Source organism: Streptomyces sp. NPDC059452 (assembly GCF_042750035.1).
In the GTDB taxonomy this organism is placed as follows: Bacteria; Actinomycetota; Actinomycetes; order Streptomycetales; family Streptomycetaceae; genus Streptomyces.
Genome location: NZ_JBHYVE010000008.1, coordinates 41340 through 65966 on the forward strand (window position 1 = coordinate 41340; position 24627 = coordinate 65966).

Consider the following 24627-nt stretch of genomic DNA (forward strand, 5'->3'; position numbering starts at 1 on the left):
GTTCTAGAGCTGTGCTAGCTTTCCGGCGAGCGCTAAATAGAGCGTTCGTTTTAGCGGTGGGAGGAACGCCATGAACGTGGGAGGAACGCTATGAACAACGCACAGAAGTCGGTCACCGTCATCGGACTCGGCCCCATGGGTCGGGCGATGGTCGCGGCCCTGCTCGACCGGGGATACGCGGTCACCGTGTGGAACCGCACCGCCTCCCGCGCGGACGAGCTGGTGGCCCGGGGCGCGGTCCTCGCGCCGAGCCCGGCGGCGGCCGTCGCCGCGAACGAGGCGGTCATCCTCAGCCTCACGGATTACGTGGCGGTGTACGACGTCCTGGGCCCCGTCCCCGCAGCGGACCTGGCCGGCCGGGTCCTGGTCAACCTCACCTCCGCCACGCCCGAGGAGGCCCGTGCCGGGGCCCGCTGGGCGGCCGAGCGCGGTGCCGTGCAGCTCACGGGCGGGGTCAACGCGCCGCCCGCAGGGGTGGGGGAGCCCGATTCGTCGACGTACTACAGCGGCCCGCGCGAGACGTTCGACCAGTACCGTGCGCTGCTCGAAGTGCTGACGGGCCGGGCCGACCACCGGGGTGAGGACCCGGGCCTTGCCGCGCTCCTCTACCAGATCGGCGTCAGCATGTTCTGGACCTCCATGCTCAGCTACTGGCAGGCCGTCGCCCTCGCCCGTGCGAACGGACTGACGGCGGCGGACATCCTCCCGGACGCCCGCGAGACGGCGGACACCCTCGCCCAGCTCTCCGCCTTCTACGCCGAACGCATCGACGCCGGAGTGCATGCCGGTGACGTCGACCGCCTGGCCATGGGGCGGGCGAGCGTCGAGCACGTCGTGCGGACGAACGCCGACGCGGGCGTCGACACCGCCCTCCCGGCGGCCGTCGCGGACCTGTTCCGGCGGGGGATGGAGGCGGGGCACGGGGAGGACAGCTTCTCGACCCTGGTGGAGGTGATGAGCAAGCCCGCCGCATAGCCCTTCGACTTCATTCCTTGGTCGGCCCGACCGATCCGGGCATGAACGGTCGGGTCCGGCAGGCTGGTCCTTTCCTAACGTGCAACGGGAAAAGGAAAGGCGGGACAGGGTTGCTGGAACGACTGAACGAGGCCATGGAGTACATCGAGTCGCACCTCGGTGAGCGCATCGAGACCGCAGAGCTGGCGCGCACCGCGATGACCTCGGAGTACCACTTCCGCCGGATGTTCTCCGCGCTGGCGGGCGTACCGCTGGCCGAGTACATCCGCCGTCGCCGTATGACGCTCGCGGGCGCCGAGGTGCTCGCGAGCGACCGGACGCTGCTCGATGTGGCGGTGCGGTACGGCTACGACACGGGGGAGGGGTTCGCCCGCGCCTTCCGGGCGGTGCACGGCATCGGACCCGGCGAGGCGCGGCGGAGCGGCGCGGTTCTGCGGTCCCAGCAACGCCTGACCTTCCGGCTCGTCGTCGAAGGGAGCAGTGCCATGCGCTACAGGCTGGTGGAGAAGGAGGAGTTCCGTGTGGTGGGGAGGAAGGCGCGCGTACCTCTGATCCATGAGGGGCCGAATCAGGCCATCGCGGAGTTCATCCGGGGTATCGGGCGGGAGGAGCTGGACCGCATCGCGGCCCTCTCCGACCAGGAGCCGGCCGGGCTGGTCGGGGTGAGCGACCAGCTCGACCCGAGCAGGGCGGAGGGAACCGAGCTGGACTACTACCACGGGGTGGTGACGGCTCGTAAGGATCTTCCGGATGGGGGCCTGGACTCCCTCACCGTACCGGCCGGTTCCTGGGCGGTCTTCGAAAGCTCGGGCCCGTTCCCGCAGACGCTCCAGTACCTCTGGCGAGATGTCTTCACCCAGTGGTTCCCCTCGAACCCGTACGCGTCCAGGCCCGGCCCGGAGATCCTGCGGGTGAACCTGTCCGGGGACGGATCGGAGGCGCAGGCGGAACTCTGGATCCCGGTGGAGCGGTCGGACCCTCGGCCGGGCGCATAGGGGGGCAGGACGCACGTTTACGGCCAGGGGGCATATGCGGTGGCTTATTGGTCCAGACCTATTGCGTGGGTGCTCCTCCGCTCGCTAGCTTTCTCTCGGCGGCGCGCGCCGATCGGTTCGGCTCTACCCATTCATTGACGTTCAGTCATGTGCGTTGACTGGAAACGGAGTTACCGACATGCGCAGACGCATCACCACGCTCGCGGTCACCGCGGCGGCGGCGGCCGCGATGGTCCTCGGCGCGGCCTCCACCGCCTCCGCCGTGGGCCCGGGCTACACGATCCGCGGCCACTACGCCTCGCAGGCGGAGTGCCAGGCCGCCGGGGCGGCGGGCGCCGCCGCCCACATCTGGAGCCCTCTCTTCATCTGTAACCCGTACGCGGCCAGGCCCGGCGTGTACGAGCTGTGGGTGCGCTACTAGGAGTTCATCGGGCCGTGTCTGCCGTATCTGTCGTGTCTGCCGTATCCGGCGATCGGCAGATGCGGCCCTGGCGCTCTCCTGCTCTCCTGCTCTCCTGCCCTCACGCTTTCGCGCTCTCGGGCCGAGCCTGGGGATGACACTCGTGGACAGTTTCGTAATCCACTGGCTAGATACGCTGGCGGAATGAGCGCACAAACGGCTAGCGGCCTGGTGGTGCAGTTGCAGCTGCTCAGCCGGGACATCGAACTCGAAGCAGCCAGGCGGCTGGAAGAGATGGGCACATCGCTGCGTGTGGTGAGCGTGCTGATGTGTGCCGACGGCAGCGGGAAGACCCAAGGCGAGCTCGCGGAGCTCGCCTGCCTCGACAAGTCCACGATGGTCCACACGATCGACGCACTGGAGCGGAGCGGCCTTGCGACGCGCAAGCCGTCGGAGAAGGACCGCAGGGCCCGTGTGGTCGACGTGACCGACGAGGGCCGCACATTGATCGCGGCTGCCGAGCCCGTGCTGAACGAACTCTACGAAACGGTGCTCGGCAGATTGCCGGAGGCGGAGCGCCGGCCGTTCCTCCGCTCGCTCTCCAAGCTCGTCGACGGCCGCTCCCCGCAACCGGTCGTGACGGCCGAGCGGCCCCCCAGAAGGCGCTCGGCACGTTGACGATCCTCATTCCTCGTCAGAGGTGACGGTGTCTCTCCGGGGCGACGGCGAGCGCCTGCTTGTGCGACAGTGCGATCCGGCGCCGGGTGGGGTCGACTTCGAGGATCTTGACAGCGAGTGCCTCACCGAGCTGAACGACGTCTTCGGGCCTTTCCACGAGCCCGTCGGCCAGTTCGGTGTTGTGGACCAGCCCCTCGAAACCGTCCTCGGAGTCCTCGATACGGACGAAGGCGCCGAACGGTACGAGTCTCGTGACGGGGCCGGTGACGATCTGACCGACCTGCCGAGCGAGATCCAGCATCGGATCCGGCCGCATTGCCTTCAGCGACAGCGGCACACGCTCCCCCACCATGTCGACGTCGAGGACTTCGGCGGTGATCTCCTGGCCGACGCTGACGACGTCGGCCGGGTGGTCGATGCGCCGCCAGGACAGCTCCGGAATGTTGATCATCGCGGTGAAGCCGCCGATGTCCACGAAGGTGACGCCGAAGTTTGCGATGGTCTTCACCGTGCCGGTGACGACCTGGCCGCGCCGCAGGGTCTTCAGGAAGGCCCAGTCCCGGTCGCTGGGCGTCGGCTCGGTCTGCCAGCGCGCGCGTAGAACGCCGTCGCTGTCGGGCAGCACCGCGGTGAACAGCGGGAGATCCTCACCGGCATACATGGATACGACGCCGGCAGCACGCGCCCCGGCGAGCCGGGAGGTCACTGTCTCGAACTGGGTCTCGTCCACGACCGTGCTCGTGATCTGTCCGTCCTTGCCCTCCCGGACGACCTCCACCAGGCCTTCGTCGGGCAGAGCGGCCATGGCCGTGTCCACGTCGGTGAGCAGGTCCGGCCAGACCGCCAACCGGGAGCGTGGGGCCAACTGGGAGCGCACGGTCTCGATGGAGTCGCGGGTCAGTCGGTGCCACCGGGAGGCGTTCGCGGCGAAGACTTCCTCCAGGAACACGGCGCGGTGGGCACTGACGGTCCAGCGCAGGCGGGCCCAGAAGTCATCGTCGGCCGGTCGCTGCACGTACGAGGGGTCGTCGGGCGCGAAGTCGTACGGCGAGGCGCTCAGGCGTTCCGGGAACAGGCCGAGCGCGCGAGTGCGGGTCAGCGCGGTTTCACAGGGCAGGTTGCTGCCGATGTAGAGGTACTGGTCCCAGCCGACGTGCAGCGTGAACGTTCCCTCCGCCTCCAGCCGACACCAGGCACCGTTGTCGCGGAGCATGGCCCGGACGAGTTCCAGGCCGACGCCGATCGGCACCAGCGCACCGTCGTGGAACCCGTCCTGGCCGGCCGGGAACAGGTCGGCCAGGACGTAGCCGTCGATCGGTGGTTCCAGGCCGAAGTGGACGAAGCCGCCGAGCTGCGGCTCGCGGATGGCCAGCTTGTCGACGCCGGTGTCATCGGCGAAGGCTGCGGCGGCTCGCAGGTAGGCGGCTTCGACTGGTCCGTGGTCGCTGGTCGCGGGCTCGGAGCCCGCGTAGTGGCCGTGCTGGTCGCGGTCGGCGGGGTCGTACTTGGTGACCCGGTAGACGTAGGGCAGCACGTCACTGCCCGCCAGAGGCCGACGGTGCGGATGCGTTGGGCTCATACATGCCCGGAGCGTACGGTAAGGCCCCCGCTCAGCGTGCAATGCACCGGACACCTTGAATGAGGCGCCATCGGCGCAGGTCGATCATCTCGACCGGGCAAGATCACGATTGTTCGGTCGGGCTTCCCCTGACACACGCCGACGGACGAGACGGGAACTGCCCCGCTCTCGGCCGACTGGCCGGAGGGCGGGGCGGGTTCGTACGGCTCAGAGGGCGGTGGCGTCGGTGGTGGTGCTGTGCACGAAGGCGCCCCAGGCAGCGGGCACGACGGTGAGGATGGGGCCGTCGGTCACCTTGGAGTCGCGGATGTGGACGGCGGAGGGGTGGGCGGCGACTTCGACGCAGGCGCCGCCCTGGTCGCTGCTGTAGCTGGACTTGTGCCAGGCGTAGGCGACTTCGAGGCAGTCGCCGCCCTGGTCACTGCTGTGGCTCGACTTGAACCAGTGGAGGGCGGTGGGACGGGGGGTCGAGTGTGCTGCGCGGGACATGTCTCTCCAAGCAGTGCGTCAAGCAATGCGTCCAGTAGCCGGGCGCTTTCCTCGACGGTGAGCGCCTGCGTCCGCAGCATCCCATATTTCTGCATGAGGGCGCTGACGTAGGCCGGATCGTCGTACAGCTCGGATCGCAGGTGCATCTCGACGTAGGCGAGTTGGTCGTGGTCCTGTGTCTCCAGGAGAACGAGCGGCCCTGCGAGACTGGCGTGCTTGGGCGTCCGTTGAGGCATGATCTGGATGCTGACGAACGGCAGATCCATGCAGCGCCGCAAGTGGAGGAGCTGTTCCCGCATCACCTCGGGGTTGCCCAACTTGGAGTGCAGAATGCTCTCCTCCAGGATGAAGTGGAGGATCGGTCGGGGTTTGCGCTCCAACAGCTTCTGCCTGCCGAGTCGGATGGCCAACCGATTCTCGATTTCGTCCGCGTCGAGAGGCGGATAGTGGCAGGAGAAGACGAGCCGTGCGTATGCCTCGGTCTGAAGCTGCCCTGGGATGAGCTGTGACTGGTACGAGAACAGGCTCACCGCCTCCTGCTCGTACTCCACGAAGTCCTCAGCGAAGGCCTTGTAGCGCTCCTCCTTCGGTACCTTCCTCACCGCCACTTCTAACGCCCCCTTGGTGCCCAGAAGTTCGTCCAGCTCGATGGCGAAGTCCAGCTTGAGCGCCCGGCGCCCCTGCTCGATGGAGGCGATGGTGTCCTCACCGACTCCGAACCGCTCGGCCAGAGCTGGTTGTGTCAGTCCTGCCCTCTTCCTGAAGTGGGCGAGCTGCGCCCCGATCACATGCCACGAGCTGACTCGCCGGTTCTTCTTCCCTGGTTGCATGAGACTGCTATCCCCACTTTCCCACCACTGGTGGCCTGTCAAAGGTCGTACAGATGAGATGTACGACCTTCCACTCTGCTGAAGCGTAGTGACGTTGTGTGAGCTTGGAAGCATGAACGAGACAACTCAACTCCCCTACTTCCGGCAGGCTTTCTACTGCCGCGAGCGCAGGTCGATCCCGGTCGTACGCAAGTTCGCCCGCAAGACGTTGATCGAATGGGAATGCGAGAAGCGCGCCGACGACGTATTGCTCTGCGTAACCGAACTCGCGACCAATGCCCTCCGCCACGGCGTCCCCCCGGGGCGTGGCTTCCGGGTGCACATCTACCTGGAGCGCCTGGAGAGCATCCTCCGGGTCGAGCTGCACGACAGTGGCGACGGGGAGGTCTGCCAGTCGCCCACGCACCCGAGTGCTGAGGACGAGGGAGGCAGGGGGCTGCTGCTGGTCGAGGCGCTGGCGGACAAGTGGGGGGTGATGGAGCGGAACCCCGGCAAGGTCGTGTGGTGCGAGTTCGCGATCGAGTGAGTATTCTTGCCGCTTCGGCAAACATAGTTGTCGTTCCGGCTGTCCCGCGCGCACCATCTCCATCACTGACCGGAGATGGTCCGCATGACGAGCAGGACGGACGTGAACGACATGAAGCAGCAGCATCAGCGGTACGACGTGGTGATCGTGGGCGGTGGGGTGGCTGGGCTGAGCGGGGCGCTGACCCTGGCGCGGGCCCGGCGTTCGGTGTTGGTGATCGACGCGGGGGAGCCCCGTAACGCCCCCGCGTCGCACGTGCACAACTACCTGGGCCGCGAGTCGACCCCGCCGGGGGAGCTGCTGGCGATCGGCCGGGGTGAGGTGACCGGGTACGGCGGCGAGATCGTACGGGGCCGGGTGGCCTCGGCCGAGCGGCTGCCGGGGGAGGGGCGGCAGGGCTTCCGGGTGGTGACGGAGGACGGGGGCGCGGTCGAGGCGCGCAGGCTCCTGGTGACGACGGGGCTCGTGGACGAGCTGCCGCCCGTACCGGGGCTGGCCGAGCGCTGGGGGCGCGAGGTGCTGCACTGCCCGTACTGCCACGGCCGCGAGGTGGCGGACCGCCCGATCGGGGTGCTGTCCGTCGGCCCCCTCGCCGTACATCAGGCGCTGATGTGGCGGCAGTGGAGCGACGACGTCACCCTCTTCCGCCACACGGGCCCGGAGCCGACGGACGAGGAGTACGAGCAGCTCGCCGCGCGCGGGGTGGCGGTGGTGGACGGCGAGGTGGCGGGCCTGGAGGTCACGGACGACCGTCTCACCGGCGTACGTCTGGTGGGCGGCGGCCGGGTGATCGGGTGCGAGGCCCTGGTGGTCCAGGCCCGGTTCACCGCGCGTTCGGCCGTCCTCGAATCCCTGGGGCTGGTGCCGGTGCCGCAGGAGATGGGCGGTGAGGTGATCGGTACGTACGTGCCCACCGACCCGGTCGGCGCGACGGAGGTCCCCGGTGTCTGGGCGGCGGGCAACGTCACCCGCCTCACCGAACAGGTCATCGGCGCCGCCGCCGCAGGCCTCATGGCGGCGGGTGCGATCAACGGCGATCTGATCGCGGAGGACACTCGTAACGCGGTGGAGGCTCGGCGGCGCGGCTGAGGACGGGCGTCCTGCGTCGGAATCCGGCGGGTGGCCGCTACGAGAACACGGCCGAGAAGAGGTCCTGCGCCCACCCGAAGAACGTATGGATCAGCACTGCCAGCAAGAGGAAGATCCCGAGGATCACCACGGTGACCCAGGAGCAGCCGCCCCCGCTCTCGGCCTCGGGCTCGTCCCGCCCGCCCAGCCCCGCATCGAACAGATCCATGATTCGTCCCACCCCATCGCACACACGCGCACACGCACATACCCGTCACCGGAGCCCCCCCCGGCTTCATGGGTTCCGTGGGTTCCGTGGGCTCCGTGGGGTGAACTCTCGCACGGGAGCGGCCCGGCGGAGGAGGCGCTGTCGTACTCAGGGCGGGGGGTGGAATGTACTCGGGCGGCAAGGTGCTCAGGCGACTGGGCATTGAGGCGGCGGGGCACTCAGGCGGCCGGGTCGAACCCCGCCTCGTCCACCTCGGTCGTCGCGGGCAGTCCGCCTGCCTCATCGACCTTGTCGGACGACAGCAGCCACGCGCCGTCGGCTCCCCGGGCGAAGGTCATGGTGCGGGGGAGCGACGACTCCTCGCACTCCGGCGAACCGTCCTCGATCTCCTGCGGGGTGAGCGCGAAGTACAGGCGGGTGTGATCCGTGAGCCGGAGCGTGGCCGTCCGGTCGGTGACGTCCACGGAGGTGACCTCGATGTCGACCCGCGCCTTTGTGTAGCCGATGTCTAGGTCCTCGTACCGCAGGCCCTTCTTCGCGAGCGCGGCGAGCTCGCTTCGGGCATGGGTCGCCATGGCCGGGGTGGTCCGGAGGCGCCCGCTCGCCGCTTCCACGGTCGGACGGGCGGTCGTCAGCATGTCGGCCCGCTGCTGGAGGTAGTTCTCGGCGAGCTGGGCGAGTTCGGCGGTCTCGGCGGTGTGGGTGATGGGGGCGTTCACCGTCGGCATGACCGGGACCGGAGAGAGTCCGCCTTGCCGCGGCAGGTAGATGAGTGCGAGCACCACCGCCGCCGCTGAGATCGCGGCTCCGGCGGAGACTGCGGCGATGATCCGTCGGTGCCTTGGAGTAGGCATGATCCCCCTGATCGCGAGCTGACCGGTCTGCTGGGCCCTGCGCGGCTGTGCGTCATGTGCGCTTGTAGGTCAGAGTTTCCCGGTGGGCGCACCGTTCCTGTAGGGCGATTTCCGGATTCGGGAATGGCTGATTCCTGTCTGGGAGTGCCGAAGGTCCAGGAAAAGTATGTGCCGGGGAACCCTCGGCCTGCCAGACTCCGGCGCATGTCAGTGCGATACCCGCGTCCTCTGCGCCCCGGTGACCGTGTCGGCGTCACTTCTCCGTCGAGCGGGGTCCCGAAAGAGCTTCAGGGGCGCCTCGATGCGGCGATCCGCGAGGTGGAGGCCCAGGGGTACGAGGTGGTGGTCGGCCGCTGCATGAGCGGCGACGGCCATGTCAGCGCCCCGGCGGCCGACCGCGCGGCCGAGCTGACGGCGATGCTGACGGACCCCGGCATCAGGGCCGTGGTGCCGCCGTGGGGCGGGGAGACGGCGATCGACCTGCTGCCCCTGCTCGACTGGGACCGCCTGCGGGAGGCCGAGCCGACCTGGCTGGTCGGGTTCTCCGACCTGTCGACCGTCATGACGCCGTACACCCTCCTCACGGGAACGGCCACCGTGCACGGCAACAACCTGATGGACACGCCCTACCGGGTGCCCGAGGGGCTGCTGTCATGGCTCGACATCGTCGCCGCACCCGCGGGGCACCGCTTCACGCAGACACCGCCCGGCCGCCACCGGGCCACGGGCCGGGACGACTACCGCACCTACCCCGACGTACGCGAGTTCACGCTCGACACGCCCGGCAGATGGACCCGGCTGGACGGGAACGGGAACGGGAACGGGGATGTGGAGGCCGAGGGGCGTCTGATCGGCGGTTGTATCGAGATGCTCTGCAACCTCGCGGGGACGGCCTTCCTCGACGCCTCCGCCTTTGCCCGGGCCGAGTCCCCGCAAGGGCTCCTCGTCTATGTCGAAGCGGGTGGCGACGATGCCTTCTCCATCTGCCGGAACCTGCACGGGATGCGGCTGGCTGGTTTCTTCGACACGGCGAACGCGATCCTCGTCGGCCGCACCTCGGCCCCCGGCACCGACTCGCTCACCCAGCACGAGGCCGTGCTCGACGCGCTCGGCTCCCTGGGCGTGCCCATCATCGCCGACGTGGAGTGCGGGCACGTTCCGCCGTACCTGCCGATCGTCAACGGGGCGCGCGGCCGGGTCGTGCACACCTCGGCCCGGAGCGAGTTGACCCAGACGCTGGACTGAGGCCGGGGCGGGGTGGGTTGGCTTCGCGTACGGGTATGGGTACGGGGAAGGCGTGCCCGTACCCATACCCGTACACCGGTCTCAGACGCGCGGCTCGCGCCACATGCCCCACAGCTTCGGCCCGCCGTCGCCCGGGAGTTGGAGCTCCTCGCGCACGGTGAAGCCGAAGTGTTCGTAGACGGGGAGGTTGGAGGCCTTGGAGGACTCCAGGTAGACGGGCTGCCCCGCCGCGTCGGCCTTGGCGAGGCCCGAGCGGAGCAGGCGGGAACCGTGGCCCTGGCCCTGGGCGGCGGGGTCGGCGCCGATCAACGACAGGGACCAGTGCGGTTCTTGGGGTGTGTGGCGGGCGGCCGTCTCCACGGCGTCCCGGAACAGTCCGGCCCGGTCGCCCAGGATGTTCCGCAGCTCCTGGATGGTCTCCGCGTCGGGAACGGCCTTGGCCTGCGCCTCCGGCGCCACCCAGAAGGAGACCGCCGCGTCGGTGCGCTCGCAGACGCCGTGGTGGACGTACTGCCGGGTGAAGATCGTGGTGAAGTAGCGGACCAGCGCCGCCTCGCGGGAGGCCTGGTCGGGGAAGAACCAGCGCATCATCGGGTCGTCGTCGAAGGCGAGGGCCAGGATGCGGCTGATGTCCGGAGCGTCATCGACCGTGGTCGTGCGCGGCGTGTTCGATATCGGCATAAAGGCCATTCTGCACACGGTGATCTTGGGGGTGATCTTGGGGGTGGGGGTACTGGTTCCGGTTCCGGTTCGGTTCCGGTCCGGTTCGGTTCAGGTGGTTCCACCCCGCCGTGCGATGCCGTGCGCCTCAGGCGGTCCCGGTGCTTCCTGCCCCTGCTCGTGCATCGCCCTTCTCGCGCAAGGCGATTGCCGCCCAGACGGCCGCCGCCACCAGGGCGCCCACCGCCATGGCGGCGAGCACCGGCGCCTCCGGGCGCCAGCCCAGGGAGAGCCGGGTGCCCACGAGGGTGAGGATGACGGTGATCATGCCCGGCAGGTAGACCGGCACCCTGGCCGCCGCGGCCCGCAGGACGGCCGCCGCCGCCAGACCGGTCACGGCCCAGGCGCCCAGGTAGGGCCAGGGTGAACCCGGGGCGGCGGCGAGCAGCCCGTAGTCGTCGGGGCCGAGGCGGAACAGCGATCCGGCCCAGCCCAGGCCGACCCCGAGGGCGGCGACGCCGACCACCCACAGGGTGTGACGCCACCACGGGCCGGGCCGCACGGTCTCTTCTTCGTCGCCGGGGCCGGATGGGTCGGAAGGTTCGAGGAAATCCATCACGTCGGGAAAGACGCGCGGATGCGGCCGGGCGTTGCGCCGGACGGCTCATCACATGATCCAGAAATGGCGCCGGTTGCTCTGCTGGATGGCCGGTGGGCAGGGCCCGGCTCTCGTCCAGCTTGATGACAGCGTAGTCCAGGCCCTTGGGGCCCGAGTTGAGGAGGTCGTTCGGGGTGCTGACGTACGTCACCTCACCGATGACGCCCGTGCTCAGGTCGGGCTGGCTGTCCGGGATCGGGATCGGGATCGGGGCCGGGGCGAAGGCCGTACCCGGCGGGGACTGGTCGCGGTAGACCTTCTCCTCGACCGGCTTCCGGCCCTGGTCGTCGATGAAACAGTGCGCGTTGGTCAGGGCCACCAGGTTCCCCCCGGCGTCACGGCCGACCGCCGTGAGGCTGCATATGTACAGGCCCGTGGGCTCCTCGGGGGTCGGGGTCAGCCGGAACACGATTCCCGTACCGCCTCCGATGGCCGTACGGGAATCGGCCGTACGGGAATCGGCCGTACGGGAATCGGCCGTACGGGAATCGGCGGTGCGGATCTCGGTGGTACGGGGCTCGGGGGTGCGGGTCACCGGGCAGGCGGGCGGGCCCGCTCTCGTCCGGCCCCTGCCCCTGCCCCGGCCCGGCCCCGTCCGGCGTAACGCGTGCCGACGAATGGCGCTGCCGACGAAATGACGCCGCCGGTGAGTGACGGTCGGGACCGGGGCCATGTGTGATCCGCCGCTCCGGGGATATGTGGAGGGTGCCGGGCGCCACACGGGTGGCCGGTACGTCGGCAACGTCAAGGGAGAGTCTCGTGGGCATCATCGCCTGGATCCTCATCGGCCTGTTCGCGGGTCTCATCGCCAAGGCGCTCACTCCGGGCAAGGACCCGGGGGGCTGCCTCGTGACGATCGTGATCGGCATCGTGGGCGGGCTGCTCGGCGGCTGGCTGGGCAAGGTGATCTTCGGCGTCGACTCGATCGACGGATTTTTCAGCCTGTCGACGTGGATCGCCGCCATCGCCGGTTCGGTGATCGTCCTGCTCGTCTACCGCGTGGTCACGGGGCAGCGGTCCCGCTGATCCCTGCCGTGCGGGCGGTGGCCGAGGTGTTTCCCGGACGGCGGTGCTCCCAGCCGTCCGGGAACGGTGGGCCGATTCCTCAACGGGTCGATTCGTCCGCGTTTGCCTACATTGGCAGAGGGTCTGCGGGGCAGCCGTACCAGGAGCCAACGCCGACACGTCTGCGGAAGACAAACAAGAGGAAACGACGACATGACCGACACCTCGCGCAAGCCGACCACCTCCGACTCCGGCGCCCCGGTGGAGAGCGACGAGCATTCGCTCACCGTCGGCCCGGGCGGGCCGATCCTGCTCCAGGATTCCTATCTGATCGAGCAGATGGCCCAGTTCAACCGCGAACGCATCCCCGAGCGTCAGCCGCACGCCAAGGGCAGCGGGGCCTTCGGGAAGTTCGAGGTGACCGCGGACGTCTCCGCGTACACGAAGGCCGCGCTCTTCCAGCCCGGCACCACGACCGACCTGGTCATCAGGTTCTCGACCGTCGCCGGGGAGCGGGGCAGCCCCGACACCTGGCGGGACCCGCGCGGCTTCGCGGTGAAGTTCTACACCAGCGAGGGCAACTACGACATGGTGGGCAACAACACCCCCGTGTTCTTCGTGAAGGACCCGATGAAGTTCCAGCACTTCATCCGGTCCCAGAAACGCCGGGCGGACAACAACCTCCGCGACCACGACATGCAGTGGGACTTCTGGACGCTCTCGCCGGAGTCGGCCCACCAGGTCACCTGGCTGATGGGCGACCGGGGCATCCCGCGCACCTGGCGCCACATGAACGGCTACACCTCGCACACGTACATGTGGATCAACGCGCAGGGCGAGCGGTTCTGGGTGAAGTACCACTTCAAGACCGACCAGGGCGTCGAGACGTTCACCCAGGACGAGGCCGACCAGATGGCCTCCGCGGACACGGATTACCACACGCGTGATCTGTTCGAGCACATCCGCGACGGGGACTACCCGAGCTGGACGCTGAAGGTCCAGATCATGCCGTACGAGGACGCGAAGGACTACCGGTTCAACCCCTTCGACCTGACCAAGGTGTGGCCGCACGGCGACTACCCGCTGATCGAGGTCGGCCGGATGACGCTGGACCGCAACCCCACGGACAACCACGCCGAGATCGAGCAGGCGGCCTTCCAGCCGAACAACTTCGTCCCCGGCATCGGCCCGAGCCCGGACCGCATGCTGCTGGCGCGCCTGTTCAGTTACGCGGACGCGCACCGCCACCGTATCGGCGGCAACTACCAGCAGCTGCCGGTCAACGCCCCCGTCGCCCCGGTGCACACGTACTCCAAGGACGGGGCGATGGCGTACCGGAAGACGGCCGACCCGGTCTACGCCCCGAACTCCAAGGGCGGCCCGGAGGCCGACACGGAGCGCTACGGCACCCCGCCGAGCTGGTACGCCGACGGTGACATCACCCGGGCGGCCTACGTCGACCACGCGGAGGACGACGACTGGGGGCAGGCGGGCACGATGGTCCGCGAGGTCCTGGACGACGCGGCCCGCGACCGGCTGGTGGACAACGTGGTCGGCCACCTCCTGAACGGGGTGACCGAGCCGGTGCTCCAGCGGGCGTTCACGTACTGGTCGAACGTCGACGGCACCCTCGGCAAGCGCATCGAGGAGGGCGTCCGCGCGAAGGCGGGCGAGAAGGACCCGAAGGCGGGCGAGCAGGGCAACCCGGCCCGCTCGTCGATGCAGCGCAAGGCCTGAGACGGACGGACCCGTACGGGCGAGGGCCCAGCCCCGAGTGCGCGTGAACAGGCCGCCTTCCCCGCTGCCTGCGGGGAAGGCGGCCCGGTCGCTAGCGGACTGCCCTCCCAGGGGGTACGGGGGCGGGGGCGCGCTTCGCACGCGGCTCGTCGCGCAACTGTGCCGCGCATCCGGCCAGGGCCAGGACCAGGAGCACCGCCCACCGCAGCGTGGCACCGCTCCAGTCCGGATCACCCGGTACGGGGAACAGCTCCAGTCCGGCCGGCAGGAACAGCGCCGCCACGACGAAGAGCGTCAGCGCGGGCGCGGCCACCAGGCTGCCCGCCCCCAGCGCCGAGCGCCGCATACCGAAAAGGGCGAGGGCCAGTGTGCCGACGGCCAGCGTCACGGCTTCCACCGCGAGCCCGCCGACGGGGAACACCTGCCGTGCCTCGGCCGCCACCCTCAGCCGGACGAGGCCCGCCGAGGCGCCCCAGAAGAGTCCGAAGACCAGCAGGCCCGCAGCCATCCGCAGTCCGCTGCGCAGCCCTCGGGAGACAGGCACCACGACGGTCGTCCGCGCCGCGGGGTCGTCGAGGAGGCAGGCGAGGCCGATGGCGGTCAGCACGGTGGCGATCCGCAACAGCACGGCGGCCGCGTCCGGTTGGACGTGTGCGGAGAACAGTGCGGGGCAGGCCGTACCGGCCACCGACACCACGCCCGCGCCGAGCAGTGGAAGGGTGCGGGCGGCCCGCAGGTCGGGCAGGAGAAGGGTGCGTAATACCGCACCCGTGGAGGCGTTCACCCGCACCGGCCCTCCTCGCCCTCGCGCGCGGGCGGCGGGGCCGGGACGCCCAGGATGGCGGCCGCCTCGTCGGTCGTGGTGTCCGGGGCGGTGAGTTCTGTCCACGACTGCTTCACCTGGGCGCCGACGTCGGCGTCGGGCCGCGTCAGCAGGGTCCGTACGAGGTCCTGCTCCCGCGCGCTGATACTGAGGCCGGTGACGGCGTCGAAGGCGTTGAGCGAGAGACCGCCGAAGGACCGCGCGGCCAGCGAGTCGTAGGCCGCCCGGGTCCCGTCGGTCGCCTGGACGGCGAGCCACAGCGTGATCGCCCCGCGGGCGTGGCAGACCGCCTGGCTGTGGGCATCGGCGGGGGCCTCGCCGGTCACCACGCGGTGCGCGAAGCTCCCGGCGAAGCCGAGCATGTGGTCGCCCGCGAGATCGCTGTGCGTGCCCCAGTCGGTGCCGACGGGCACGGCGCCCGGCGTCCCGGCCGCACGGTCGTCGGCTTCCCACCGTGCCACCGGCAGCGGAGGTACGACACCGGTGTCGACCGTGCTCAGGAAGACATGCTGGCGAACCACGTACCGCTCCTCCCGCGCGGCCTGCGGCACCCGGCGCAGCACTCCTGAGGTCACCTCGGCCCACTGCCGGGACCGGTCCCTGAACTCGGGGAAGGCGCAGTAGCCGATGTCGTCGCGCTCGACGCACACCTGCTGCGACGAGGGGGCGTTCTCGGCGGCCGTACGTGCCTCGCGCACCTCGTCCGGCAGGCCGCGCTGCTGCGTGAAACCCGTGCCGAGCACTGCCAGAAGGGCGACACCGGCCGTCGCCCTGAACGCGGTTGAGCGACCGCCCGCGCGGAGCACCGTCACCGCGGCCACCAGGATCAGCAAGGCGGCCAGATAGAGCAGATGCCAGCTCGCCGGACGGTGGAGGAGAGCGGTGGGCAGGGGTGGCACGGTCTCGTCCTCGATACCGACCAGACCCCACCACCGGATGCCCGATGTGGGCTGCAGTGCGCCCGCCACCGTCACGATCCCGAGCGCGGCCAGGGTGAGCGGCGCGGCGACCACGGACCGGACGACGCGGGCCATGAAGACACCGATCGCGCCCGCCAGGAGCACCACGAGCGGGCCGGTGGCGAGCTCCACCACGGAGGGGGTGCCGACCGCCGCGTCCTGAGCGGCCGCGTAGCCGATGCGGGCCCCGGCCAGGACCGCCGACAGCGCGGCCACCGGCAACAGGGCGAGCAACTGGGCCCAGGTGCGCCGCCAGGGCGGGAGCACCAGGAGGTCGAACATCGCATCCGTGCCGTGCCGGTACGAGCGGAGCGCGGCGAGGTTGGCCGCGAGCAGGGTTCCCGCCGCGATCAGCAGCAGCGACAGCTGGGTGTAGCGGTCCTCGTCGTGCAGCACCGGATAGCGGTCGTCGCCGGAGTACCCGGCGTACGCCCACTGCACCAGGTACAGCGCGAACGCGGCGAGCACCGCGGGGTGCCGCAGCAGCCGTACGGCTTCGGCGCGGGCGAGCGTGCGCGTCGCGGCGCCCGCGGTGGCGGAGGTGCGGCTTCCGGTATCCGCCGGGGCCTGGGTCATCGTGCCGCTCATGCCGCGGCCCCCTGGCCGGCCCGCCGCCCGGTGTCGTCGAGGAGCAGCAGATAGCCGTCCTCCAGCGCGGGGTCCACGGTCGAGGCCCCCGGCGGCGGACTGCCGATGTTGCGGAACGTCCCATTGCCCGTACGCCATCCGGCCAGCGCCTGCGGGTCGCGCTCGGCGCTGCTCCACACCCGGCCCTGGGCGACCGCGCTCAGGCCGACCGGATCGCCGTCGAACTTGACGACGCCGTGGTCGAGTACGACGACGCGACGGCACAGGGCGGCGACGTCCTCGGTCTGGTGCGTGGAGAGCAGGACGGTCCGGCCCTCTCCGATATCGGCGATCAACTCGCGGAAACGCAGACGCTGTTCGGGATCGAGGCCGACAGTCGGCTCGTCGAGGATGAGCAGTTCGGGCTCGCCCGCGAGGGCCGCGGCGAGCGCCACGCGCTGCTTCATACCGCCCGACAGCATCCGGATGCGCTTGCCGCGGTGCTCACTGAGGCCCACGGCGTCGAGCACCCGGCGCACCTCGTCGTGCCTGCGCCCTCGGTGCGTCATCTCCTTGAGGATCGCGACGTAGTCCACGAAATCGAAGGCGGTGAAGTTCGGATGGAATCCCGGGTCCTGCGGCAGGAACCCGAGGCGCCGCCTGATCTCCGTCCGCCGGCCGGGGTCGCGGGGATCCCGGCCGAGCACCCGGATCTCCCCGGCGTCGGGGACGAGCGCGGTGGCCAGGGCCCGCAGCAGGGTGGTCTTGCCCGCGCCGTTGGGTCCGAGCAGGCCGGTGACGCCCGTCTGCAGCGAGAGGGACACGGAGTCGAGGGCCACGGAGCGCCGGTAGCGCACGCTCAGTTCGCTCACCTCGACGGAGTGGTCGGTCATCGGGCAGTCCTCTGTCGGTAGGCGGGCCGGTCGAATGCGGTACGGGAGAGCAGCACGACCGCCGAGGCCACGGCGAGCACCGCGGCCGAGGCGGTCTGTCCCGTCGCGCTGAAGACGGCGTGCGAGTGGTGGGTGGCGACGAGGACCGCGAGCCAGCAGGCCCCGGCCACCCCGGCCGCCGTCGTGGAGTCCATACATGTCGCCAGCGCGAGGCTCACGGCGGTGAGCGCACAGCCGGGCAGCAGCCACCCGAAGGCGGTGAGCCCGACCCCGGGCAGGGTCAGGCTGGCAGCGCCCGTCAGGGCGATGCAGGTGCCGAGGACGACCACGGTGCGCAGCAGTACGAGCCGGAAGGCCCGCATGGGCGCCACCAGGCCCATCTCGTGCGCGGGATCCCAGCGTCGGCCGTAGGAGACGGCCACTCCGGCCACGGGCAGCAGCGGTGCGAGACCGAGGAAGAGCACCGGCGTCGCGGCCGACTCGGCGAGGCGCGAGAGCAGCGCGGCAAGCAGCAACGTGAGGGCGGCGGCACTCACCCAGGACGCACGCAGTGCCGGAGTCGCCGCGACCAGCCGCGCCACATGGTCCGGCATCCCGAACCGGAGCAACAGCCGCTCCCCCCTGCCGGGTACGGGCGCGTCGATCGCCACGTCGAGGCGCTCCCAGCCGTCGTCCAGGATCTGCGGGTCGGTGTGGGCGGACAGCCGGGAGCGGCAGAGCGGACAGTGGTCGAGGTGCGACTCGACGGCGTGCAGGGCGTGTGGCGCCGTCTCTCCGCGCGCATAGCCGCGCAGCAGCGCGTCAGGTGTGTGGTGGTCAGGTGCGGGGTGGTCGGTACTCTCCTGCGGCGATCTCCGCTGCGTCACCTTTCCCTCCTCTCCGGCCGGGCCGCGACCGCGGGCCCCTCGAGTTCCTGCTTCAGTAACGTGCGGGCGCGCATGGCGCGCGTCTTCACTGTGCCGGGCGGCACTCCGAGGACATTCGCGGCCTGCCGAACGGTCAGGCCGTCGACCACCGTCGCCTGCATGACGTGCCGGAGATCCACGGGGAGCCGGGCCAGCGCATCCGCCAGATCACCGTGCCTGCCGTCGGCAAGCGCCCTCTCCTCGGCCGACGGTTCGACGGGTGTACGCAGCCGTCGCAGCGCCTGCTGGAGCCGCGAGCGGGCACCACTCGCGCGAGCCTGGTCCGCGAGCCGCCGGGAGGCGATGCGCCACAACCAGCCGCTCATATCCGCGACCTGCTGCTGCCGCCCGGCGGCACAGGTGCGCCACAGGTCGAGAAACGTCTCCTGCACGATGTCGTCGAGCAGGGAGTCGTCCGCGCAGCGGTGGCGCAGTCGGGCGGTCAGCCAAGGGGCGTAGTGACGGTAGAGCAGCCTGAAGGCGTCACGGTCCCCCTCGGCGACAGCCGCCGCGAGGTCCGCTTCGGTATCCGCGTCGTGCGGCTCTCTCATCACACCCCTTCGTCGTAACGGCCGACGCTTTCGGTTCATGGGTGCGGAGTGACCCTGGTCACATTTGACCCGGAGGTGGCCCGGTCGCTTCGCGCCAGGCGGGGAGCCTTATCGGGCCGGAATCCGGGTGGGGAGGGTGTCCGCGAGAAGCAAACATCCTGGCTGGATGAGATCAGGGGTGAATGGAAGATATCCCTCCTTTTCCCGGACTCCCTCATGATTCGGCCATGACTTCAACTCGCCTGTAAAGAAAGGCTCTTGAATGTCAATCGACCTTGGGTGAAGCTTCCAATCGACCGCGCTCCCGGGAGATGGCCCGACCAGATCTCCGGCGGAGCGATTTGTTGGTTCCCACGCAAAAGGGGAATTCTTTTGCGTACCTCAACCACCCTCAGACGCACGGCGGCGGTAATGCTCTCCGCGGCGGCTCTCACGGCCACCGTCGGCGCCGCCCCGGCGGCCGCCGCTACTGTCGGCGCCACTGGTACGGCGCCCACCTGCGTCGCCGGCTGGGTCACCAAGGGCACGATCACGCAGACCGGCCACGCCCGTAACGACTGCAGCTACCGCGTGCGCGTGAAGATCGTCTGGGCATTCGGCGCGGACGGCCCCTGTCATACGCTCAACCCGGGCGATCGCGCCACCTCCAAGGTCGCCATCCAGCCGCGCCGCTTCGATGGCATAAACAACTGTTGAGAAGTCGGTGACGGTGTCACGGTTGACGCCATGAATACAAGAGGCGTTCCCCGGAAGTCAGCTCCGGGGAACGCCTCTTGCGTCTACAGGGTACGTCGGTGAATCAGTCGCAGCGCGTGAAACGGAATAAGTTCCGAGGGGAGTCGAGCGGACTCCTCCGAGGTCACCGCGTATCGGCTACGCCCCCGCCCACGTCTCCGGAGCCCACACCCCCGACCGGCGCAGCGCGTTCGGGCAGTGGCGGAAGATCTCGTCGATCTCGACGAGCAGAGCGAGTTTCGGGCGCCGGCCCTTCACCGTCATCGCGTCGAAGAACGGGGCGTCCGTGAGGATGCGGGCGCGGCCGTTGACGCGCAGGACGTCCATCGCGCCGGGTATCAGGTAGAGGAGGCCCACGTGCGGGTTGGACAGGATGTTGTGGAAGCTGTCCGCGCGGCGGTTGCCCGGGCGGTCGGGGAGCGCGAGGGTGCCGGGGTCCAGGACGTGGGTGAAGCCGGGGCCGTCGCCGCGCGGGGTGACGTCGCAGGTGCCGGACGCGTCGGAGGTGGAGAGCGCGCAGAACGGGGAGCGGGCCAGCAGGGCCAGATCGTCGTCGGTGAGCCGGTCGTGGACCTTGTCGATGACGATGGGGTGCGGGGTGCCCAGAATCTCGCGCAGCTCGTCCGCCGAGCCCAGGGGCACGGCCCCGGCCAGCGGGCCGGAGGTGGGGGCGGCGGTGCCGACGGCGTACGACAGGGAATCGGCGGCGTACGACAAGGGAAGGGCTCCGTGGCTCGTGGGGGTGCGGCGGCGCGCGGTCGGGCGGGCGCTGTTAGGGTGACCTTACTTTGGGCCCCCTTGTGTTCCCCGGCCGGGGTGGACCGGTTGCGGACGGCTACGTTCCGGGCCTGCCCGACCCCTGCGTGGATGGCAAGGGGTGCCCTGTCCGAACGCCGTGGACAGGGGCGTCCCTGCCCGAACACGCCGATGAGCAGCCGATGAGCAAGGGTGAGACAACAGTGCACAACCGCATTCCGGCCGCCGCCGCCCCGGTGGCAGGGCCGTGAGCGGCTCCACCGTCCTGGGCGCGCGGGGGACCGCGAGCGAGAAGAAGAAGGCGCAGCCCAGGCGCAGCAGGCCCGTCCTCGCCCTCGGGCTCGTGGCGGCCCTCGGGGTGCTCGTGCTCGCCGTCGTCGCGAGCCTCGCCATCGGCTCCGGGGACGTGCCGTTCCGCGATGTGCTGCCCGGTGTCTTCGACCCCGACCTCACCGTCAAGGGCCAGCTCGTCATCCAGGAGGTCCGTATCCCGCGTACCGTCGCCGGGCTGCTCGCCGGGGCGGCGCTCGGGCTCGCGGGGACCGTCATGCAGGGCGTCGCCCGTAACCCCCTCGCCGACCCCCAGCTCCTCGGCATCAACGCGGGCGCGTCCGTGGCCGTCGTCTGCTCGATCACGCTGCTCGGCTTCACCGTCGCCACCCAGTTCATCTGGTTCGGCTTCCTGGGCGCCCTGCTCGCCGCCCTCCTCGTCTACGGGGTCGGCTCGCTCGGGCGGGAGGGGGCGACGCCCGTGAAGCTGGCCCTCGCCGGGGCCGCGACCGCCGCCGTCCTCACCTCGATCACCAGCGCGATCCTGCTCCAGGACCGGGAGAGCTACGACCAGTTCCGGTTCTGGCAGCTCGGGGCGCTGACCGCCCGCAGCTCCGAGGTGCTCTGGCAGGTCTCCCCGTTCATCCTCGTCGGGGCCGTATTCGCCCTCTCGCTCGGGCCGCAGCTCAACGCCCTCTCCCTCGGCGACGACCTCGCGCGGGGCCTCGGCCAGCGGGTCGGGAGGGCCCGGATGATCTCGGCCCTCGCCGTGGTGGTGCTCTGCGGCGCCGCCACCGTCGTCGCCGGGCCCATCGGCTTCGTCGGCCTCGCCGTACCGCACGCCGCCCGCCTCATCACCGGGCCCGACTACCGCTGGGTGCTCCCGTACAGCATGGTCCTCGCCCCGATCATGCTGCTCGTCGCCGACATCGTCGGCCGGGTGATCGCCCCGCCCGGCGAGGTGCAGGTCGGTGTGATCACCGCCGCGATCGGCTGCATCCCCTTCATCTGGCTGGTCCGGCGCAGGAAGCTGGTGGAACTGTGAGCCCGGGACCCGTCACGGCTGTGGACACGGACACGGAGAAGGACCGGCTCGCCGCCGCTGTACGGCAGGTTTCCGCCGTACGGGGACGGGGGCGCCGGCGGTCCGTCACCGTCGCGGCCGTCCTCCTCGTCGCCGCGGTCGCGGTGTTCGGCCTCTCGCTCAGCGTCGGCGACATGGTCATGCCGATCGGGAAGGTCGTCGACACCCTCCTCGGAGGCGGCGACGGCGGCTCGCAGTTCGTCGTCCTGGAGCTCCGGCTGCCCCGCGCCCTCCTCGCCGTCCTCGTCGGTGCCGCGTTCGGCCTCTCCGGAGGCGTCTTCCAGACCGTGCTGCGCAACCCCCTGGCCAGCCCCGACCTGATCGGCATCAGCGCCGGAGCCAGCGCCGTCGCCGTCACCGCCGCACTCCTCTTCCAGGTCAGCGGGCTCGCCCTCTCCGCGAGTGCCCTGGCCGGATCGATGGCCGCCGGAATCGCCATCTACCTGCTCGCGTGGCGGCAAGGCGTCGCCGGGCAGCGGCTCGTCCTCGTCGGGATCGGCGTCGGCATGGGGCTCTCCAGCGTCGTCTGGTACGTGATGGCCCGCTCCAACGTCGCCGACGCACAGGAGGCCCTGCGCTGGCTGGCCGGCAGCCTCAACGGCCGCTCCTGGGGCCAGTTCTGGCCGATGCTCGGGGCGTTCGCCCTGCTCGTCCCGCTCACCGCCCTCGCCGCGCACGCCCTGCGCCCGCTCCAGCTCGGGGACGACGCCGCCGCCGGACTCGGTACGCGGGTGGAGCCGAGCCGGCTCGCCCTGCTCGGGTGCGCCACGGCCCTCGCGGGGGTCGCCACGGCGGCGGCCGGGCCCGTCGGGTTCGTGGCCTTCGTCGCTGCGCCGATCGCCCGCCGACTGGTCCCGGGCCGGGGTGCGGCGCTGCCCCAGGCGGCCCTGACCGGGGCCCTGCTGGTCCTGGTCGCCGACTTCGCGGCCCAGCACATGCTGCCCTCCGTCCAGCTGCCGGTGGGCGTGGTCACCAGCATCATCGGCGCCCCGTACCTGCTCCTGCTCCTGGCCCGCGCCAACCGCGTGGGCAGTGGGGGATGAGGGGATGAGGGGATGAGATGACGGCGTACGAGAAGAGCGAGAAGAGCGAGAAGAACGACGAGAACAACAAGAGCAACAAGAACAACATGAACGACGAGACGCAGGACGACAGCGAAAGGCGTGGCCCGGTCGTGGCCGATCACACTCTTGAAGCCCGGGACGTCCGGCTCGGCTACGGCGAGCGGGAGATCGTCCGCGACCTCAGCGTGACCGTCCCGCCCGGACGGATCACCGTCATCGTCGGGCCCAACGCCTGCGGCAAGTCGACCCTGCTGCGGTCGATGGCCCGGCTGCTCGCGCCCTCCGCCGGGGCAGTGCTCCTGAACGGCCGGTCCATCCAGGAGATGCCGACCAAGGAGGTCGCCTCGGTCCTGGGCATCCTCCCGCAGAGCCCCACCGCCCCGGAGGGCATCACCGTCTCCGACCTGGTCGGCCGCGGCCGCTACCCGCACCAGGGCTGGTTCCGCCGCTGGAGCTCCGAGGACGACGAGGCGGTCGCGCAGGCGCTGCTCTCCACCGATGTCCTGGAGCTGGCCGACCGGCCGGTGGACGAGCTCTCGGGCGGTCAGCGGCAGCGGGTGTGGATCGCGATGGCGCTGGCACAGCGGACGGACATCCTGCTGCTGGACGAGCCGACGACGTACCTGGATGCCAGCCACCAGCTCGACGTCCTGGACCTGCTCACCGACCTCAACCGGGAGCGCAGCGTCACGATGGTGGCCGTCCTGCACGATCTGAACCTGGCCTGCCGGTACGCGGACCACATGATCGCCATGAAGGACGGGCGGATCCTGGCGGAGGGGCGGCCCGTCGACATCGTGACGGAGGCGCTGGTCGGCGAGGTCTTCGGGATGCGCTGCTCGGTGATCGAGGACCCGGCGTCGGCCACCCCGATGGTGGTGCCGCTGGGACGCCACCATGTGAAGAACCCGGCCGCGTAAAGCCGAGTAAGACGTACGGAGTAAAGCCGAGTAAAACGTACAGAACGGCACCAGAACGGCGGGGAACCGGACGGGTCAACCCGATGGCACCGTTGTCATTAGGTGAGGCTAACCTCATGGGTATGAACGCTTCCGCTTCCCGGCGCCCCCGCCGCACCCCCGTCCTGATGGCCGGTGCCGTCGCCGCCCTCCTCGTCGGCGTCTCCGCCTGCGGTGCGTCGGACGACGACTCCTCCGCTTCTGCCTCCCCCTCCGCCTCCGACGGCGCCTCCGCGGGCGCCTTCCCTGCCAAGGTCGCGACGAAGTTCGGCGAGGTCACCGTCGACAAGCAGCCCAAGCGCATCGTCGCGCTCGGCTGGGGCGACGCCGAGACCGTGCTCGCGCTCGGCGGCCAGCCGGTCGGCGCGAGCGACTGGCTGCCGTTCGGTGGCGAGGGCGTCGGCCCCTGGGCCAAGGGCATGTACGACAAGGCCCCCGAGCTGATCGGCACGATGGAGCCGGAGTTCGAGAAGATCGCCTCCCTCCAGCCGGACCTGATCCTGGACACCAAGTCCAGCGGCGACCAGACCCGCTACGACACCCTGAAGAAGATCGCCCCGACCGTCGGCGTGCCCAAGGACGGCGACCAGTACAGGATCTCGTGGGAGCAGCAGACCACGATGATCGCCGCCGCGATGGGCGTGCCCGAGAAGGGCAAGGAGCTGATCGCGGAGACCGAGAAGAAGTTCGAGGCCGCCGCGAAGGCGCACCCCGAGTTCAAGGACGCCACCATCGTGCTCGGCTCGCGCACCTCCGAGGGGTACGGCGCGTACGTCGGCGGCACCGGCCGGGTCGACTTCGTCGAGCGCCTCGGCTTCACGAACAGTCCGGCCGTCGAGGCCAAGGCCGACGGGGGCTTCTCCGTCTCCATCTCCAAGGAGAACCTCGAACTCCTGGACGCCGACCTCACGGTGATGACCCCGATCGGCATCCCCGCCACGGACATCAGCAACGACCCGCTCTACAAGGCGGTCCCGTCGGTCAAGGCCGGCAACGCCCTGATCTTCGAGGACCAGGACATCGCGCAGGCGTTCGCCACGGACTCCGTACTCTCCGTCTCGTACGCCCTGGAGAAGGTCGTCCCGCTCTTCGCGGAGAAGGTCAAGAAGTAACACCCGTACGGCACATACGAC

General features: G+C 70.2%; 27 protein-coding genes and 1 pseudogene. 15 read left to right on the top strand and 13 right to left on the bottom strand.

Features of this window, described 5'->3' with window-relative positions; genetic code table 11:
- Positions 1-90 precede the first annotated feature (90 nt).
- The 4 genes from ACFW9Z_RS13390 (at position 91) to ACFW9Z_RS13405 (ending at position 3048) form a co-directional block, all read left to right on the top strand.
- The gene (locus ACFW9Z_RS13390; RefSeq protein ID WP_384638982.1) at positions 91-975 is read left to right on the top strand and encodes an NAD(P)-dependent oxidoreductase; all 885 of its coding nucleotides are present in this window, start codon (positions 91-93) and stop codon (positions 973-975) included.
- Between the two features lie 110 nt (positions 976-1085).
- Positions 1086-1970 carry a GyrI-like domain-containing protein gene (locus tag ACFW9Z_RS13395; protein WP_384638985.1) on the top strand — a complete coding sequence of 295 codons (885 nt, stop codon included), beginning with the start codon at positions 1086-1088 and terminating at the stop codon, positions 1968-1970.
- Positions 1971-2148: 178 nt separating this feature from the next.
- Entirely contained in the window at positions 2149-2391 is a 243-nt protein-coding gene (locus ACFW9Z_RS13400) for a hypothetical protein (protein WP_384638988.1), read from the top strand.
- 183 nt (positions 2392-2574) lie between these two features.
- Positions 2575-3048: a MarR family winged helix-turn-helix transcriptional regulator gene (locus ACFW9Z_RS13405; RefSeq protein ID WP_384638991.1), complete on the top strand. Its 474-nt coding sequence runs from the start codon at positions 2575-2577 to the stop codon at positions 3046-3048.
- 16 nt (positions 3049-3064) lie between these two features.
- On the opposite strand, the gene ACFW9Z_RS13410 is transcribed toward ACFW9Z_RS13405, so the two are convergent.
- From ACFW9Z_RS13410 to ACFW9Z_RS13420, 3 genes and pseudogenes are all read right to left on the bottom strand, one after another.
- Complete coding sequence (locus tag ACFW9Z_RS13410; protein ID WP_384638993.1) at positions 3065-4627, bottom strand: S1 RNA-binding domain-containing protein; 1563 nt, start codon at positions 4625-4627, stop codon at positions 3065-3067.
- A gap of 207 nt (positions 4628-4834) precedes the next feature.
- Positions 4835-5116, bottom strand: a complete 282-nt coding sequence (locus ACFW9Z_RS13415; RefSeq protein ID WP_384638996.1) for a DUF397 domain-containing protein — start codon at positions 5114-5116, stop codon at positions 4835-4837.
- 89 nt (positions 5117-5205) lie between these two features.
- A pseudogene (locus tag ACFW9Z_RS13420) lies at positions 5206-6060 on the bottom strand (helix-turn-helix domain-containing protein); the annotation flags it as partial.
- On the opposite strand from ACFW9Z_RS13420, the gene ACFW9Z_RS13425 reads away from it, so the two are divergent.
- Positions 6059-6472 (top strand): ATP-binding protein, encoded by a 414-nt coding sequence (locus tag ACFW9Z_RS13425; protein WP_384638998.1) that lies wholly within the window; start codon positions 6059-6061, stop codon positions 6470-6472. The pseudogene ACFW9Z_RS13420 and the gene ACFW9Z_RS13425 overlap by 2 nt on opposite strands.
- Positions 6473-6556: 84 nt before the next feature.
- A complete protein-coding gene (locus ACFW9Z_RS13430) occupies positions 6557-7561 on the top strand; it encodes an NAD(P)/FAD-dependent oxidoreductase (RefSeq protein ID WP_384639001.1) in 1005 nt (334 codons plus the stop codon).
- A gap of 37 nt (positions 7562-7598) precedes the next feature.
- Here the strand turns inward: ACFW9Z_RS13430 and ACFW9Z_RS13435 are convergent, their stop codons facing one another.
- Together ACFW9Z_RS13435 and ACFW9Z_RS13440 are read right to left on the bottom strand one after the other, a co-directional pair.
- Positions 7599-7769, bottom strand: coding sequence for a hypothetical protein (locus ACFW9Z_RS13435; RefSeq protein WP_384639004.1), 171 nt, complete (start codon positions 7767-7769; stop codon positions 7599-7601).
- A gap of 218 nt (positions 7770-7987) precedes the next feature.
- Positions 7988-8497: a hypothetical protein gene (locus ACFW9Z_RS13440; RefSeq protein ID WP_384639007.1), complete on the bottom strand. Its 510-nt coding sequence runs from the start codon at positions 8495-8497 to the stop codon at positions 7988-7990.
- Between the two features lie 330 nt (positions 8498-8827).
- On the opposite strand from ACFW9Z_RS13440, the gene ACFW9Z_RS13445 reads away from it, so the two are divergent.
- Complete coding sequence (locus tag ACFW9Z_RS13445; protein ID WP_384639010.1) at positions 8828-9868, top strand: S66 peptidase family protein; 1041 nt, start codon at positions 8828-8830, stop codon at positions 9866-9868.
- An 81-nt stretch (positions 9869-9949) separates the two neighbouring features.
- On the opposite strand, the gene ACFW9Z_RS13450 is transcribed toward ACFW9Z_RS13445, so the two are convergent.
- On the bottom strand, positions 9950-10549 hold the full coding sequence (locus ACFW9Z_RS13450; RefSeq protein WP_384639013.1) for a GNAT family N-acetyltransferase: 600 nt from the start codon (positions 10547-10549) through the stop codon (positions 9950-9952).
- 127 nt (positions 10550-10676) lie between these two features.
- Complete coding sequence (locus tag ACFW9Z_RS13455) at positions 10677-11144, bottom strand: hypothetical protein (RefSeq protein ID WP_384639016.1); 468 nt, start codon at positions 11142-11144, stop codon at positions 10677-10679.
- A gap of 404 nt (positions 11145-11548) precedes the next feature.
- On the opposite strand from ACFW9Z_RS13455, the gene ACFW9Z_RS13460 reads away from it, so the two are divergent.
- From ACFW9Z_RS13460 to ACFW9Z_RS13470, 3 genes are all read left to right on the top strand, one after another.
- Positions 11549-11824, top strand: coding sequence for a hypothetical protein (locus ACFW9Z_RS13460; protein WP_384639019.1), 276 nt, complete (start codon positions 11549-11551; stop codon positions 11822-11824).
- Between the two features lie 121 nt (positions 11825-11945).
- Positions 11946-12212, top strand: a complete 267-nt coding sequence (locus ACFW9Z_RS13465; protein ID WP_384639022.1) for a GlsB/YeaQ/YmgE family stress response membrane protein — start codon at positions 11946-11948, stop codon at positions 12210-12212.
- Between the two features lie 192 nt (positions 12213-12404).
- Complete coding sequence (locus ACFW9Z_RS13470) at positions 12405-13928, top strand: catalase (RefSeq protein ID WP_384639025.1); 1524 nt, start codon at positions 12405-12407, stop codon at positions 13926-13928.
- A gap of 91 nt (positions 13929-14019) precedes the next feature.
- Here the strand turns inward: ACFW9Z_RS13470 and ACFW9Z_RS13475 are convergent, their stop codons facing one another.
- The 5 genes from ACFW9Z_RS13475 to ACFW9Z_RS13495 are packed head-to-tail and all read right to left on the bottom strand — an operon-like array spanning position 14020 to position 18626.
- Positions 14020-14712 (bottom strand): ABC transporter, encoded by a 693-nt coding sequence (locus tag ACFW9Z_RS13475; protein WP_384639028.1) that lies wholly within the window; start codon positions 14710-14712, stop codon positions 14020-14022.
- Positions 14709-16298, bottom strand: a complete 1590-nt coding sequence (locus ACFW9Z_RS13480; RefSeq protein ID WP_384639031.1) for an ABC transporter permease — start codon at positions 16296-16298, stop codon at positions 14709-14711. Before ACFW9Z_RS13480 ends, ACFW9Z_RS13475 begins: the two co-directional genes overlap by 4 nt.
- Complete coding sequence (locus ACFW9Z_RS13485; RefSeq protein ID WP_384639034.1) at positions 16295-17170, bottom strand: ABC transporter ATP-binding protein; 876 nt, start codon at positions 17168-17170, stop codon at positions 16295-16297. Before ACFW9Z_RS13485 ends, ACFW9Z_RS13480 begins: the two co-directional genes overlap by 4 nt.
- On the bottom strand, positions 17167-18036 hold the full coding sequence (locus ACFW9Z_RS13490) for a zf-HC2 domain-containing protein (protein ID WP_384639037.1): 870 nt from the start codon (positions 18034-18036) through the stop codon (positions 17167-17169). Before ACFW9Z_RS13490 ends, ACFW9Z_RS13485 begins: the two co-directional genes overlap by 4 nt.
- Entirely contained in the window at positions 18033-18626 is a 594-nt protein-coding gene (locus ACFW9Z_RS13495) for an RNA polymerase sigma factor (protein ID WP_384639040.1), read from the bottom strand. Before ACFW9Z_RS13495 ends, ACFW9Z_RS13490 begins: the two co-directional genes overlap by 4 nt.
- A gap of 372 nt (positions 18627-18998) precedes the next feature.
- Here ACFW9Z_RS13495 and ACFW9Z_RS13500 point away from each other — a divergent pair, with 372 nt between their 5' ends.
- Positions 18999-19322: a hypothetical protein gene (locus ACFW9Z_RS13500; RefSeq protein ID WP_384639043.1), complete on the top strand. Its 324-nt coding sequence runs from the start codon at positions 18999-19001 to the stop codon at positions 19320-19322.
- Between the two features lie 177 nt (positions 19323-19499).
- Here ACFW9Z_RS13500 and ACFW9Z_RS13505 read toward each other — a convergent pair whose 3' ends face one another.
- Entirely contained in the window at positions 19500-20057 is a 558-nt protein-coding gene (locus ACFW9Z_RS13505; RefSeq protein ID WP_384639439.1) for an MSMEG_1061 family FMN-dependent PPOX-type flavoprotein, read from the bottom strand.
- Positions 20058-20364: 307 nt separating this feature from the next.
- On the opposite strand from ACFW9Z_RS13505, the gene ACFW9Z_RS13510 reads away from it, so the two are divergent.
- From ACFW9Z_RS13510 to ACFW9Z_RS13525, 4 genes are all read left to right on the top strand, one after another.
- A complete protein-coding gene (locus tag ACFW9Z_RS13510) occupies positions 20365-21432 on the top strand; it encodes a FecCD family ABC transporter permease (RefSeq protein WP_384639046.1) in 1068 nt (355 codons plus the stop codon).
- 20 nt (positions 21433-21452) lie between these two features.
- Positions 21453-22514, top strand: coding sequence for a FecCD family ABC transporter permease (locus tag ACFW9Z_RS13515; RefSeq protein WP_384639049.1), 1062 nt, complete (start codon positions 21453-21455; stop codon positions 22512-22514).
- Between the two features lie 86 nt (positions 22515-22600).
- Positions 22601-23455 (top strand): ABC transporter ATP-binding protein, encoded by an 855-nt coding sequence (locus ACFW9Z_RS13520; RefSeq protein WP_384639442.1) that lies wholly within the window; start codon positions 22601-22603, stop codon positions 23453-23455.
- Positions 23456-23577: 122 nt separating this feature from the next.
- Positions 23578-24606: an iron-siderophore ABC transporter substrate-binding protein gene (locus ACFW9Z_RS13525; protein WP_384639052.1), complete on the top strand. Its 1029-nt coding sequence runs from the start codon at positions 23578-23580 to the stop codon at positions 24604-24606.
- Positions 24607-24627: the final 21 nt, after the last annotated feature.